General features: G+C 70.7%; 13 protein-coding genes. 6 read left to right on the forward strand and 7 right to left on the reverse strand.

Features of this window, described 5'->3' with window-relative positions; genetic code table 11:
* Nucleotides 1–35: 35 nt before the first annotated feature.
* From MKK58_RS23285 to MKK58_RS23295, 3 genes are all read right to left on the reverse strand, one after another.
* Nucleotides 36–1,412, reverse strand: a complete 1,377-nt coding sequence (locus MKK58_RS23285) for an Nramp family divalent metal transporter (protein WP_279578521.1) — start codon at nt 1,410–1,412, stop codon at nt 36–38.
* A gap of 125 nt (nt 1,413–1,537) precedes the next feature.
* Nucleotides 1,538–3,235, reverse strand: coding sequence for a PAS domain S-box protein (locus tag MKK58_RS23290; protein ID WP_243915293.1), 1,698 nt, complete (start codon nt 3,233–3,235; stop codon nt 1,538–1,540).
* A 749-nt stretch (nt 3,236–3,984) separates the two neighbouring features.
* Nucleotides 3,985–5,487: a sensor domain-containing diguanylate cyclase gene (locus tag MKK58_RS23295; RefSeq protein ID WP_243915295.1), complete on the reverse strand. Its 1,503-nt coding sequence runs from the start codon at nt 5,485–5,487 to the stop codon at nt 3,985–3,987.
* Between the two features lie 239 nt (nt 5,488–5,726).
* Here MKK58_RS23295 and MKK58_RS23300 point away from each other — a divergent pair, with 239 nt between their 5' ends.
* Together MKK58_RS23300 and MKK58_RS23305 are read left to right on the forward strand one after the other, a co-directional pair.
* Nucleotides 5,727–6,740: a DUF2865 domain-containing protein gene (locus tag MKK58_RS23300; protein ID WP_243915296.1), complete on the forward strand. Its 1,014-nt coding sequence runs from the start codon at nt 5,727–5,729 to the stop codon at nt 6,738–6,740.
* 77 nt (nt 6,741–6,817) lie between these two features.
* Complete coding sequence (locus MKK58_RS23305; protein WP_243915297.1) at nt 6,818–7,753, forward strand: MBL fold metallo-hydrolase; 936 nt, start codon at nt 6,818–6,820, stop codon at nt 7,751–7,753.
* A gap of 7 nt (nt 7,754–7,760) precedes the next feature.
* Here MKK58_RS23305 and MKK58_RS23310 read toward each other — a convergent pair whose 3' ends face one another.
* Nucleotides 7,761–8,540 carry a DUF1499 domain-containing protein gene (locus MKK58_RS23310; RefSeq protein WP_243915298.1) on the reverse strand — a complete coding sequence of 260 codons (780 nt, stop codon included), beginning with the start codon at nt 8,538–8,540 and terminating at the stop codon, nt 7,761–7,763.
* Nucleotides 8,541–8,707: 167 nt separating this feature from the next.
* Between MKK58_RS23310 and MKK58_RS23315 the strand changes: the two genes are divergently transcribed.
* Entirely contained in the window at nt 8,708–9,190 is a 483-nt protein-coding gene (locus tag MKK58_RS23315) for a MarR family winged helix-turn-helix transcriptional regulator (RefSeq protein WP_243915299.1), read from the forward strand.
* Here the strand turns inward: MKK58_RS23315 and MKK58_RS23320 are convergent.
* Nucleotides 9,187–9,915, reverse strand: a complete 729-nt coding sequence (locus MKK58_RS23320) for an HAD family hydrolase (RefSeq protein WP_243915301.1) — start codon at nt 9,913–9,915, stop codon at nt 9,187–9,189. The genes MKK58_RS23315 and MKK58_RS23320 overlap by 4 nt on opposite strands.
* Nucleotides 9,905–10,444, reverse strand: coding sequence for a hypothetical protein (locus MKK58_RS23325; protein ID WP_243915302.1), 540 nt, complete (start codon nt 10,442–10,444; stop codon nt 9,905–9,907). Before MKK58_RS23325 ends, MKK58_RS23320 begins: the two co-directional genes overlap by 11 nt.
* 129 nt (nt 10,445–10,573) lie before the next feature.
* Here MKK58_RS23325 and MKK58_RS23330 point away from each other — a divergent pair, with 129 nt between their 5' ends.
* The 3 genes from MKK58_RS23330 to MKK58_RS23340 all read left to right on the forward strand — a co-directional run bounded on the left by MKK58_RS23330 (nt 10,574) and on the right by MKK58_RS23340 (nt 13,583).
* Nucleotides 10,574–11,968, forward strand: a complete 1,395-nt coding sequence (locus MKK58_RS23330; RefSeq protein WP_243915304.1) for an aminotransferase — start codon at nt 10,574–10,576, stop codon at nt 11,966–11,968.
* Nucleotides 11,969–12,337: 369 nt separating this feature from the next.
* Nucleotides 12,338–12,475: a hypothetical protein gene (locus MKK58_RS23335; protein WP_243915306.1), complete on the forward strand. Its 138-nt coding sequence runs from the start codon at nt 12,338–12,340 to the stop codon at nt 12,473–12,475.
* Between the two features lie 157 nt (nt 12,476–12,632).
* On the forward strand, nt 12,633–13,583 hold the full coding sequence (locus MKK58_RS23340) for a metallophosphoesterase (RefSeq protein ID WP_243915308.1): 951 nt from the start codon (nt 12,633–12,635) through the stop codon (nt 13,581–13,583).
* Between the two features lie 92 nt (nt 13,584–13,675).
* On the opposite strand, the gene MKK58_RS26910 is transcribed toward MKK58_RS23340, so the two are convergent.
* A complete protein-coding gene (locus MKK58_RS26910) occupies nt 13,676–13,804 on the reverse strand; it encodes a hypothetical protein (protein ID WP_279578522.1) in 129 nt (42 codons plus the stop codon).
* Between the last annotated feature and the right edge of the window lie 216 nt (nt 13,805–14,020).

The raw sequence follows: 14,020 nt of genomic DNA on the forward strand, positions 1-14,020 counted from the left end.
CGCGGCGTCACGGCCTGACAGGACCATGACGGGCGTCAGGCGCCCGTCAGCGTATCGAACAGAAGCTTCACGTTCAGCGCGACGATGATCGTCGCGATTCCCCAGGCTAGGACCTTGAGCCAGCCCGGGATCGCGTGAGGGCCCATCTTGCCCTTGTCCGAGACGAAGCCGACGAGCGGGATCACCGCGAACGGCAGCTGCATCGACAGCACCACCTGACTGAGCACCAATAGACGCGCCGTGCCCTGCTCCCCGTAGAGGGCCGTCACGCCGACCACCGGCACGATGGCGATGCCCCGGGTGATGAGCCGCCGCGCCCAGTCGGGGATGCGGAGGCGCAGGAAGCCCTCCATCACGATCTGTCCGGCGAGCGTCGCCGTCACGGTGGAGTTGAGGCCCGACGCCAGCAGCGCCACCGCGAACAGCGTTGAGGCGATCCCGGCGCCGAGGAGCGGGGAGAGCAGTTCGTAGGCCTGCTCGATCTCCTGCACGTCGGTGCGTCCCTGCGCGTGGAACACCGAGGCCGCCATGATCAGGATCGCGGCGTTGACGAAGAGGGCCAGCATCAGCGCGATGGTGGAATCCGTCACCGCGAAGCGGATCGCGCCCCGGCGCCCAGCCTCGTCGCGCGGGTAGGCGCGCGTCTGCACGATCGAGGAGTGCAGGTAGAGGTTGTGCGGCATCACCGTGGCGCCGATGATGCCGATGGCGATGTAGAGCGCCGCCGGGTTCGTCACGATCTCGGCGGTCGGCAGGAAGCCCCCGAGGATGGCCTGGATCGGCGGCGCCGCGAGCGCGATCTGGACGCCGAAGCACACGAAGATGACCGCCAGCAGCGCGATCACGAAGGCTTCGAGGGCCCGGAAGCCGCGCCGCATCAGCAGCAGGATCAGGAACACGTCGAGGGCCGTGATGGTCGCGCCGAGGACCAGGGGAATCCCGAACAGCAGCTTCAGCGCGATGGCTGTGCCGATAACCTCGGCGAGGTCGCAGGCGATGATCGCGGCCTCGCAGGCGATCCAGAGCAGCAGACTGACGGGGCGCGTATAATGGTCGCGGCAGGCCTGCGCGAGGTCGCGGCCGGTGGCGATGCCGAGGCGCGCGGCGAGTGCCTGCAGCACGATCGCCATCAGGTTCGAGAGCAGGATGACGGCGAGCAGGGTGTAGCCGAACTGCGCGCCCCCCGCGATGTCGGTGGCCCAGTTGCCCGGGTCCATGTAGCCGACCGAGACCATGTAGCCCGGGCCGATGAAGGCCAGGAGCCGGCGAAGCCAGGAGCCCCCCGCACGCACCGGTACGCTGGCATTCATGCGCCCGAGGCTGGGCTGCGCGCCCGTCGCGTCGTCGAACCTCCAGGAGGCCCGTGGCTCCGCCACGGTCTCGGGGGTCGTCGCCTGTTCGTTGAGAGCCATGCCCACGCTTGCCGTTCGCCGAGTCGGGATCGGGCGCGCCAAGCGGTCGGATGGTCGCGGCCCGAGGCGTTATAGCAGAGGCTATACTAAGAGCAACAGGCTAAGGCGTCGGCAGTCCGGCCCCGTCAGGAGGCCAGCGACTGCAGGTTCTGGTCGATGGCCGCGACCCCGTTCGCGGCGGTCTGCATGCTCATGGAGATCTCGCGGGTCACCGCGCTCTGTTCCTCGACCGCCGAGGCGACGCCCGTCACGAAGCCCCGGACCGCGTCGATGGACTGGCCGATAGCGGTCAGCGCCCCGACCACGTCGCCGGAGATCGCCTGCATCGCCTTGATATCCTCGGCGATGCGGGCGGTGGCGCTGGTCACCTGGTTGGAGAGGTTCTTCACCTCGCCGGCGACCACCGCGAAGCCGCGCCCGGCCTCGCCCGCCCGGGCCGCCTCGATGGTGGCATTCAGCGCCAGGAGGTTGATCTGCCCGCCGACGCCCTGGATCAGTTGGACGATGCCGTTCATCGAGTTCGCCGCGTCCGCGAGCTGGCCCGTCGCGTGGTCGGCGGTCTTGGCGCGGCCGTCCATGTCGTCGACCTCCTGGCGGGACCGCGCGAGGTTGCTGGCGATCTCGCTGATCGAGGCGTTCAGCTCCTCGGCCGCCGAGGCGACGGTCTGGACGTTGGTCAGGGTCTGCCCGGAGGCGCGCGCCGCATCGATCTGCGAACGCATCCGCGCGGTGATGTCGGTGGCGAACTTCACCACCTTGAACGGGCGGCCGGCGAGGTCGAAAATCGGGTTGTAGGAGGCCTGGATCCAGATGTCCCGGCCGCCCTGCCCGACGCGCTGGAAGATGCCGGACTGGAACTCGCCCCGGCCAAGCGCGGCCCAGAATTCGCGGTAGGCGGGCGAGGCCGCGTAGGCCGGGTCCACGAATATCCGGTGGTGCTGCCCCCGGATCTGGCCGAGCCCGTAGCCGAGGACGTCGAGAAAGTTGGTGTTGGCGTCGAGGACGACCCCGTCGAGATCGAAGTGGATCACGCCCTGCGAGCGACCGATCGCCTCGACCTGCCCCTGCATCTCGGCGCTGCGGACCTTCTCGGCGGTGATGTCGGTGGCGAACTTGACGACCTTGATCAAACGGCCCGACGGATCGAAGATCGGATTGTAGCTCGCCTGGAGCCAGATCTCGCGGCCGTCCCGTCCGACGCGGCGGAACTCGCCGGCCTGGAAGCTGCCGCGGCCCAGGGTTTCCCAGAACGTGCGGTAGGTCGCCGAGTCCCGGTCCTGCGGGGCCACGAACATGCGGTGGTGCTCGCCCGTCACCTCGTCGAGACTGTAGCCGACCAGGCTCAGGAAATTGCCGTTGGCCTTCAGGATCGTCCCGTCGAGGGAGAACTCGATCACCCCCTGCGAACGGTCGATCGCCTCCATCTGGCTTAGAGTGTCGGCGCTGCGCAGCTTCTCGGCGGTGATGTCGGTGGCGAACTTGACCACCGCGATGGCGCGCCCGTCCGGGCCCAGGATCGGGTTGTAGCTCGCCCGGAGCCAGATCTCGCGCCCGTTCTTGCCGAGGCGCCGGTATTCGGCGCTCTGGAACTCTCCCTTGGCCAGCCCGGTCCAGAAGGCCCGATAGGCCGCGCTCTCGCGCTCGGCGGGATCGACGAAGAGGCTGTGGTGCCGCCCCCGGATCTCGTCGAGGCCGTAGCCCACCGTCGCCAGGAAGTTCTGGTTCGCGGTGACGATGGTTCCGTCGGGCTTGAACTCGATGACGGCCTGCGAACGGTCCAGGGCCTGGAGCTTCGCCGATGCCCCGCGATTGAAGAACGTCATGGTCTGGATTCCTGGCTCGCGCATGCCGGATGCGACCGGAGCTGATCGGTTCGAAGGATCGTCGAGTTGTCGCGGCGCACGACCGCACGGGATACGAAGAACGCTCTGAAGCGTTCAAGCTCGTGTCCAGATGAATTTGGTGCGAGTTGCTTGAGCGCGGAAGAGCCACATCTGCCGTCGAGGCGAGGTGAACTTCAAGGCTCGGGTTGTAAGGGCTACGCTGTTGCTTCGTTCGGCGCGTCTCGCGAACGTTTCGGCTCCGGCGACGAATCGGTCACGTCAGGCTCCCTCCGTCTCGAAGCCGTTCGGCCGGGCCGAACGTTCCGTCCCCGCTATCCCAGCCTCGGCCGCCATTCCGAAGCTTCGATCATGGATGCGAGTGAAGCGCTCGATTGGTTAAGAATTGTTGAAGATCGGCGGTTTGGTAAGTATAAATCGCATCGATATCTTCATCACATACACGTGAGTAGGGCTGAATCAAATATCGATAAGATTAATCTGTCGCGTCGGACTGAAATTCGGTCCGGGAAATTGCGTCGGGTGGATAAGCACGGCGAACCACGCGCAATTCATAAGATTTGCTGCAGTATAGTTCCTGATTATCGGCGGGATTAGCCGGGCGTCCGCTTCGTGCGGGTGCGGGCATCGGCGGCTAGACCCGCTGCGGCGAATGAACATGCAACCTATCGAGGTGTGGCCCGCGTTGCTCTATTTTGGCGCGTATGGACGGTGGCCTTCAACCGTCGGTCTCAGGCGGCGCGCGGACCCGACAGCGGGGCCGGTGGCGCCATCACGTGGGTGTTGCGACCCTCGCCCTTGGCCTCGTAGAGGGCCGCGTCGGCGGCGGCGACGAGGCTCTGCGCCGAGCCCGTGTTGGGTGACAGGCACGCGACCCCGAGACTCACGGTGACCACGCCGTGGGGACTCGCCGCGTGCGGCAGGGTGCCGGCGGCGACGGCGACCCGGATGCGCCGCGCCGCCGCTTCGGCCTCGATCCGCGTGGTCTCGGGCAGGATCGCGGCGAATTCCTCGCCGCCGATCCGGCACAGGGTCGCGCCGGGCCGGCCGGCCGCCCCGACCAGGGCCTCGGCGATCATCCGCAGGGCCGTGTCGCCGTGCTGGTGGCCGTAGCGGTCGTTGAAGGCCTTGAAGGCGTCGGCATCGAGGAGGATCAGCGCCAGGGGATGCCCCGTGCGCTGGGCCCGGCGCAGGTCGCGCGCCAGCACCTCGTCGAACCGGCGCCGGTTGTTGAGGCCGGTCAGGGGATCGGTGATGGCGAGCTGGCGCAATTCGTCGTTGAGGCGGGCGGTGGCCTCCTCGGCCTTCCGGCGCTGGATGAGTTCCCGCCGGAGCAGGGCCGTGAGGACCAGAGTGGCGCCGCACAGGGTCAGGACGATGCCACCCAGGGTGATCGCCTTGCGCCACCATGCGGCGTAGATCGTTCGCAGGGGGACCGACAGGCTGACGATCAGGGGCGCGTCGCCGACCTGCGCGAAGGCGAAGCGCCGCTGGTCCTGGCCGATCATGGCCGTGCCGTCGAACAGGCCCTCGCGGGATGCGCGCATGGTCAGGAAGCTCGGCGATTGCGCGACGTTGGTCCCGACGCCCACCCCGGGCTCCCGCAGCAGCACCGTCCCGTCCCGGGCGAGCAGGCTGATGGCATCTCCGGCCTGGAGGCCGGCGGTCGCGAACAATTGCGCGAAGTGGTCGAGGAAGATCACGCCCACCACCACGCCCGCGAAGCCGCCGTCCGGATGCGAGAGCCGGCGGCTCAGGGGCAGGCCCCAGCGCCCGGAACTCCGGGACAGGATCGGCTTGCCGATGAGGAGGTCCGGGCTCGGGTCGCGCAGGTGATGCTGGAAGTACTCCCGATCCTGCGCGGTGAACGGCGCCATCGGGCGTGAGGTCAGGATTGGGCTCCCCGCGGAATCCAGCAGGGCGATCAGACCGAAATTCGTGGCCGTCGCGGCCCGGTCGAACAGGATCATGTGGCGCAATTCCGGGTCCGCCTCGCGAACCCGCTGCTCCTTCATGCCGTCCACGATGCCCCGCAGGGAGAGATCGTAGAGCTCGACGTTGCGGGCGATGTCGCGCGCCATCAGGGTCACGAGGCTGCTCGCCGTGACCTTGGCGCGCTCGTCGATCTCCCGGCGCATCTCGAGAAGCATGACCGCGCACACGCCGCAGAGGGCGGCCGCCACCAGGGCGTTGAACAGCACCAGCCAGGCGGCCGAGGGAACCAGCCGGGTCATGCGTCTGCGCAGGAGGCGGTGTCTCTGCAAGGTTTCTCGCAAGATGGGGACGGGCATCGGCTGCCGGGTGATGATTTCGCCCGGACCATGACCCGTCATCGGTTGACGAAACCTTCGCAGGATCGTGCGCCGGCAGGATCGTGCGCCGGAAAGCCACGCCTCGGTGGTCTGACGCCATTGCCCTCGGGCGGGGATGCTGTGTAGCTGATCGCCGACGCCTTCGAGGGGGAGCGCTCGGAATGGATTGGCAGCGTCTGGCACCCGCGGGCACGCGCAAGCAGATGGCGGTGACGGCCCTGGCGGGCCTCCTGCTCGGCCTCGGCGGCGTCACGGCCGGCACCGGCCTCGTGCAGGCCTCCGAGCGTGGGGGCCTGTTCGACTTCTTCGAATCGATCTTCCGCGGGCCCGCCCCGGAGCCCGTGGCGGCGCCGCTGCGGCGGCGCCCGGCCCTTTACGCATCCCTGCCCGATGCCCGCCGGGTGACGGCGGCGCGGGTGGTGCGCCAGACCCCGCGGGTGCGGGAGCAGGTCCGGCTCCTGCGGCCCCTCCGGCACGCCCGCGCCCGGGTGCCCGAGACGCCGGTGGCGGTGGCGGGCTTCGGCGATGCCGTCCTCGGAGCCCGCACCGTCTGCGTGCGCGCCTGCGACGGCTACCTCTTCCCCGTCGGCCGGCTCGCGGCGCGCACCGACCTGCCGGTGCACGAGGCCGCCTGCGCGGCCGCCTGCCCGAACGCCCCGACCCGCCTCTTCACCCTGGGCGCGCAGGAGACCGAGATGGACCGGGCGGTCGGCCTCGACGGCCAGCCCTACCGCAGCCTCGCGGTGGCCAACCTCTACCGCACCAAGCGCGTGGCCCAGTGCGCGTGCCAGCCGGAGGGGCGCGCCGCGATCCCGCTGCCCCTCGAGCAGGACCGTACCCTGCGGGCCGGCGACGTGGTCGCCACCGCCACCTCCGCCGGCATCGTGACACCGACCCGGGCCGGCGGCTTCACGATGGTGGATTTCCGCGAGGCCCGGGGCCTGTCGCGGCGGGCGCGGCGGACGATCGACGCCAAGGTCGACGTGATCCGCCGCGAGGCCGATGCCCGGGCCTTCCGCAACGCGATGCGCCGCGCCGACCGGGCCTCGCGCATCCGCCTGGCATCCGGCGCCGGCTTCCAGTCGGCGCCGCCGATCGAGGTCGAGCCGGCCTTCGCCCCGGCGCGCGCCCCGGCCGGTCCCCGGGTCGTGATGGCCTCGCCCTTCGTCTACTGAGGCGCGTCCCGCGTTGTCGGGGGCGCGGCGATCCTCTAGGGCGACAGGCTGACCCGCCTTCGAGCCCGGAATCCGGCATGCGCGAATCCCAGGACGAACCCGGCCCGCAGGACAAACCGGCCTTCGAGGCGGTCCTCCCCGCCAGCGGCGAGACCGTCCAGCTCTCACCCCTGGTCCGGCGCCGGGTCGCCCCCAACGGCGGCCCCTTCACGGCGAGCGGCACCTGCAGCTACATCGTCGGCGCGCACGAGGTCGCGGTCATCGATCCGGGGCCGGAGGATGCGGGGCACGTGGCGGCCTTGGAGGCTGCCTGCGCTGGGCGCCGCCTCGTCGCCATCCTGGTGACCCACACCCACCGGGACCATTCGCCCGGCGCGCGCCTGCTCCAGGCGCGGACCGGCGCCCCGATCCTCGGCTGCGGGCCGCACCGGGCGGCGCGGGCCCTGGCGGAGGGCGAGGTCGCGCATCTCGACGCCAGCGCGGACCGCACCTACCGGCCCGACCGGGAACTGGGCGACGGCGACACCGTGACGGGCGCGGGCTGGACCCTGGAGGCCGTCGCGACGCCGGGCCACACCATGAACCACCTCGCCTTCGCCCTGCCCGAGGAGGCGGTGCTGTTCTCGGGCGACCACGTCATGGCCTGGTCGACGAGCATCGTCGCCCCGCCCGACGGCGCGATGAGCGCCTACATGGATTCCCTCGAGCGCCTGCGCACCCGCGCGGAGACGACCTACTGGCCCGGCCATGGCGGCCCGGTGCGCGATCCGCGCCGCTTCGTGCGCGGGCTCGCCGCCCACCGCCGACAGCGCGAGGCCTCGATCCGCGCCCGAATCGAGGCGGGCGACCGCGACATCCCGGCCATCGTGGGGGCCATCTACCAGGGGCTGGCACCCGGCCTGCGGGGGGCTGCCGCCCTGTCGGTCCTCGCCCACCTGGAGGATCTCGTCGCGCGCGGCGTGGTCGTCAGCGACGGGCCGCCCCGGATCGAGGGGCGCTACGCGCCCGCCTGATTCCGGTTCACTTCACCGCGATGGCCAGGTTGGCGACCTCGTCGAGATAGGCCCGGATGCGGTCGGCGTTGTTGCCGAAGTCGCGGGTGCCGAGGCGGGAGGCCGAGCGGACATCGATGCGGGCCCCGTCCGCCCTGGGGTGGACGCGCACCGTGACGTCGTCGGCGAGGTTCAGGATGGGCCCGCGCGAGACCGCCTCGATGCGCCCGTTGCCGATGCGCCCGCCGGGGCGGATCGCCTCCACGATCTGCCAGCGCCGGTTCACCGCCGCCTTGCGGGCGAGTTCGAACGCCTCGTCGGCGTCGAGATCGAGGGTCAGGGGCGCGATCTGCGGATAGGCCGCGCGCTGGGCGGCGCGCGCGGCCGAACCGGGATCGGGCGGGTAGCGCCCCTCGCGGGCCGCGAAGGCCACCCGCGAGCGCGAGAAGGCGGGCGGGTTGTCGACGTCGGTGGTCACGTCCGCGATCGCCGGCAGTGCCAGGCCCCGCAGGGCCGCGAAGGCCGGATAGGCCAGGACGAGGCTGGCCAGGAACAGCCCCGCCAGGGCCGCGCCGAGGCCGCGCGCGCCCTCGCGCCAGACGCGCACGAAGGCCACGAGAGCGAGGAACACCGCCACCCCCGCCAGCACGAGGCCGGCGCCGAGGGTCGCCAGGGCGGGGCCCGCCTCGGCGCGCGGATCGCGCACCAGCACCAGGGCGAACAGGGTGACGAGCAGGGCCAGCACCGCGAGGGTCCGCGAGACCGGGCCGGCGCGGGTGACGGGATCCTCGTAGGGCAGACGACGCATGCTGGGGTGAGATTCGCTGTCCGGACGATCCACGGGGCCGAGCCTGGAAGGCCGGTCCCGGCAAGCTTTACCGGTCCGTGACGTCCCGCGCCACCCGCCCTGTCCCGCCCGTCGCCGTTCGCGCCGCTTTCGGCGGGCCGGGCCGGTCTGCTATAGCGGGCGCCGACATGCCCGCTCCCGCGCCCGCCCAGATCCCCGCCGAGGCCGCCGATCCGCTGCGGGTCTGGTTCCGCTTCATCCGCCTCAACCGCCGCGTCACCGCCGCGATGGCGGGGGAACTGCGCGGGCTCGGGCTCTCGATCCCGCAATTCGACGCGCTCTCCACCCTCACCGAGCGCGAGGGCATGACGCAGCAGGACCTCGCGGCCCGGCTCTACGTCACCAAGGGCAACGTCTCCGGGCTGATCGATCGCCTCGTCGAGGCCGGCCTTGTGGAGCGCCGGCCGATTCCGGGGGACCGGCGCTCGCACGCCCTCCACCTCACGCCGGCCGGCGCGGACCTCGCGACCCGCGGGATCGCGGCGCAGAAGGCCTACGTGGCCCGCACCCTCGGACAATTGCCGGACGGGGACATCGCGGATTTCGAGCGCCTCGTCCTGAAGTGGCGCGATCTGGCGCGCGAGCAGCCCCTCGCGGAAGACGGCGTCTAGAGCCCGAGCAGGGCCGGCAGGTCCGCCGCCGAGTCGAGGATGTGGTCGGCCAGGGGCGCCATCGCGTCGCGCGCCGCCGGCCCGAGGGGACCGCTGAGCACCGCGATCGAGACGGCACCCGCGGCCCGCGCGGCGGCGAGGTCGTAGGGCGAATCCCCCACCATGGCGATCCGGCCGGCGGGCAGCCCGAGATGCGCCGCGAAGGCCGTGACCATGCCGGGCTCCGGCTTGGCGCCGTGCCCGGAATCGTAGCCAGCGACGAAGCTACACTGTCCCATCAGGCCGAGGGCCGCGCATTGGGCCCGGGCCGAGGCCTCGGCGTCGTTGGTGGCGATGCCGAGGGCGTAGCCCCCGGCGACGAGGCGGGTGGCGAGCTCGGCCGGGCCCCCGATCGGCGTCAGTGCGGCGAGGCCCGCCGCCCGGAACAGCGCGTCCATCTCCGCGTAGAGGGCCGGGCCGGCGGGGCGGCCCAGCACCTCGGCCCAGAGCGGGCCGTAGCCGGCCGAGGACCCAGCGATGAGGGGCGAGGTCGGCGCGAAAAGCCGCCCGGCCTCGTCGTAGTGGCTGACCCGCATCAGGGCCTCCAGGCGGCCCCGGTCGCCGCCCGAGAGGTCGGACATCACCGAATACGCCGCCGGCCCCCAGGTGCGATCGAAGTCGACGAGGGTGCCGTCCTTGTCGAACAGGATGCCGCGGATCGTCTCACCCAGGGGCTCAGGCGGCATCCCGCACCTTCTCGACCTCGATGACGACGCCCTGCGGCGTCATGCGCTCGCGCGCGACCATGCGGTCGCCGGGCTCGAATACCCCGAGGGCCACGTCGCGGTCCGGCAGAACCACGGTGGTCGCCTTGTTGAGGTGGACGAGGACGTGGCGTCCCTGCGCCAGGGACGAGACCGCCCAGCGCTTCAGCTGGCCGTAATAGGGCTCGCGCCGCCAGGCATTGGGCTGGCCCGGATCGACCTGCACGTTCATGTGGCGCGAGACCGGGTCGAGGCTCAGCACCATCTTGGCGCGCTCGGGCTTCCAGTCCGGCCCGAGCCAGGCCTCCGTCATCCAGAGGCAGTGGAAGGCGCGGCAATGGTCGGGCCGGGTCGCGTGGATGGCGCAGCCCCGGCCCTGCCTGGTGTGCCGGCACCATTGTCCGGCGACGGAATCCACCGCCGGCACGTCGTAGACCTTGCAGCAGAGCGTGCAGGTTCCGCAGGCGCGGCCCGGGGCCGGGTGGGCCACGATGGTGGCGAGGTCGAGCATGGTTTCGGGTCCGATGGCCTTCAAGTCGGGTTGCGACGTCGCGCGGAGGAAACGCGGGTTTCTACGGGGGGCGCCCCTCGCTACAGTCGGGCACCCATGTCGGCCATCGGTCAACCGTCAGGCAAAAATATGCTCTCGAACCTCGCCGCCCGCGACGTCGAAACCCTGATCCATCCCTACACCAACCTGGAGACCTTCCGCGAGACCGGACCACTGGTGATCGAGCGCGGCCACGGGGTCTGGGTCTACGACAGCGACGGCCGGCCCTATCTCGAGGGCATGGCGGGCCTGTGGTGCACGGCGCTCGGCTATTCCAACGAGGAACTGGTGGAGGCGGCCAGCGAGCAGATGGCGCGCCTGCCCTTCACGCACCTGTTCTCGGGGCGCAGCCACGACCCGGCGATCGAGCTCGCCGAGACCCTGAAGGAGCTGATGCCGGTTCCGACCTCGAAGATCTTCTTCACCTCCTCGGGCTCGGAGGCCAACGACACCCAGGTCAAGCTGACCTGGTACATGAACAACGCGCTCGGCCGGCCGCGCAAGAAGAAGATCCTCTCGCACATCAAGGGCTATCACGGCGTCACCGTGGCCACGGCCTCGATGACGGGCCTGCCCGCCAACCACGCCGACTGGGACCTGCCCCTGCCGGGCTTCCTGCATGTCGGCTGCCCGCACCATTACCGCTTCGCTGAAGCCGGCGAGAGCGAGGACGCCTTCACCACCCGGCTCGCCGCCGAGCTGGAGGCGCTGATCCTGCGCGAAGGCCCCGACACCGTCGCGGCCTTCGTGGCCGAGCCCGTGCTGGGTGCGGGCGGCGCCATCCTGCCGCCGGCGGGCTATTACGCCAAGATCCAGGCCGTGCTCGACCGGCACGACGTGCGCTTCATCGCCGACGAAGTGATCTGCGGCTTCGGGCGGCTGGGCACCTGGTTCGGCTCCGAGGCGATGGGCATGGCGCCCGACAGCCTGTCCTTCGCCAAGGCGCTGACCTCCGGCTACCTGCCGCTGGGCGGCGTCTCGGTGGACGAGCCGCTCTATCGCCTCATGGTGCAGCAGAGCGCCAAGCTCGGCACCTTCGGCCACGGCACCACCTATTCGGGGCATCCCGTGGCCTGCGCCGTCGCCCTCAAGACCATCGCGATCTACAAGCGCGACCGTATCGTCGAGGGTGTCGCCGAGAAGGCGCCGCAGTTCCAGGCGCGCCTTTCCGCGCTCGCCGACCACCCCCTCGTGGGGGAGGCGCGCGGGATTGGGCTCATCGGCGGCATCGAACTCGTGGCGGACAAGGCCTCCCGGCGCCAGTACGAGCCGAAGGCCGGCGTCGCGGCCCGGGTCGTCGCCTTCGCGCAGGCCGAGGGGCTGATCGTGCGCTTCCTCGCCGGCGACCGCGTCGCGATCTGCCCGCCCCTCGTCATCGCGCCGTCCGAGATCGACACCCTGTTCGACCGGCTCGCCCGCGCCCTCGATCGGACCCAGGCCTGGATCGCCGAGCAGGGCCTGCAGGCCGCGCCCGCCCAACGTTGAGCGACGTCGCCCGCAGCGCGAAGATGAGCTTCGCGCTGCATCATGTTTCGTGCAGTGCAACGCCCAAGCGTCTTACGTACTTCACAGTTCCGACAAGTTCTTGTCCGTGCATCTCAATCGACGGATCGGGAGAATTTTAAGCTTTCGTTCATGTTGGCGCCGGCTTTATGGTCGACGTGCCGCAGGAGGAGCGTCCGGGTGGAACCGATCGGTGCCCGTGAGACGTGCATGATCATGAATTGGGCAAGAAGACCCGCCGTGACGTGGCGAGCGCAACAGGACAATCGTGTCATGTACCCCCGTGAACACTCATCGCGTCGCGATCAACGGTCGAAGCCGTCCACGATCATTTCCGGGCAACCCGACGCGGTGCTTCGGCCCGTCGCCCTGCCGGCCCTCGCGGCTGCCGTGCGGGTCGTCACCGCCTCCCGGAAATCGGCCCGGACCTCGCTCCTGAGCGGCACGCGCGACGCGCGCTTCGAGCACGAGGACACGCCCCTCACCTGAGCCGACGGCGACCGGGGCGGGATTTCGGCGATCCCGGTATCCCTTCCTCAACGCCTCGGGCCTATCGATGGCCTCGGCACGGGGCGCCCTCCTCGATTTCGTCACCATTGACGGGAAGGAAGGCGCCGCGCGCGACGCGCGATCGAGGACCCAGACCATGCTCATCCTGCCGAGCCGCCGGCAGTTCCTGACGGGGCTCGGGGCGACGGCCGCCGTCATCGGGGGCACGGGCGCCTACGCCTTCGGGATCGAGCCGCTCTACCGCCTCGTGGTGACGCGCTACGCGCCCGTCCTGCCGCACTGGACCCCGGGCCTGTCCCTGCGCGTGGCCGTGCTGGCCGATTTCCACGTGGGCGAGCCGTACATGCCCCTGGACCGGATCGCCGAGATCGTCGACGCCACCAACGCCCTGAAGCCGGACCTCATCCTGATGCTGGGCGACTACCCGGCCGGTCCGAGCGTGACCCATCGCAAGGTGCCGCTGACGGCATTTGCCCGGGTGGTGGCATCCCTCAAGGCGCCGCTGGGTGTGTACTCCATCTTGGGCAACCACGACTGGTGGGACGACCACGAGGCCCAGATGCGTCTGGCCGGTCCCGTCGCGGCGCGCCGCGCCCTGGAGGATGTGGGCATCCCGGTGATGGAGAACGACGCCCTGCGCCTCGTGAAGGACGGCAAGCCGTTCTGGATCGCCGGGGTGGGCGACCAGATCCCCTTCCTGATCCAGGGCATCGACATCGGCCGCGACGACCTTCCGGACACCCTCGCCAAGGTGACGGACGCGGCGCCCGTGCTCCTGATGATCCACGAGCCCGACCTGTTCCTTGATGTGCCGGAGCGGGTCTCGCTGACGCTGGCCGGACACACCCATGGGGGCCAGGTCCGCCTGTTCGGCTACTCGCCGGTGATCCCGTCCGTGCGGGGCAACGACTTCGCCTACGGCCACGTGGTGCGCAAGGGCCAGCACATGATCGTCTCCGGCGGCTTCGGCGTGAGCCGCATCCCGGTGCGGCTCGGCGTGCCGCCCGAGATCGTCCTGCTCGAACTCGGGGGCGACGCGGAGACCGCTGGCAAGACCGTGGAGCGGGCCAAGATCCTGCGCGCCTGAGATCGTTTCCCACCCGAGATTCTTCGCGCTTCGCAACGTCCAGCCAGCGGGCCGGCCGGCGGGGGGCCGCCGCGACGCCCCCGCCCGAGCCCCTACTTCTTGCCGGCCTTCGGAGCCGCCACCACCGTGCCCTTGGTGGAGGGGGCCGAGGCGTTGGTCTTCGGCACGGTCTTCTTGGGCTTCTTGGCCTCGCGGGTGCCGCGCTTCTGTTCGCTCGCCATGGTCTGTCTCCTCCCGTGATCGGGAGACGGATCATGCCACGGTTCGGCGGAAGCGCAGCATGCAATCGGCGCGGGCGGACGCTTCCCCGGGGCGTCCGGAGCCGGCCTTGCGAAAGCCCGGCGGCTCACCATTCGGGGTTCGCGCACGGGGCCTGAGGTTATTGGCTTCCTGTTCCGCCTGCCCGTCGACCCGGCCGCCCTCCCCCGAACGGTGGA

Origin of the sequence: Methylobacterium sp. J-078 (assembly GCF_022829285.1) — a bacterium.
Lineage (GTDB): Bacteria > Pseudomonadota > Alphaproteobacteria > Rhizobiales > Beijerinckiaceae > Methylobacterium.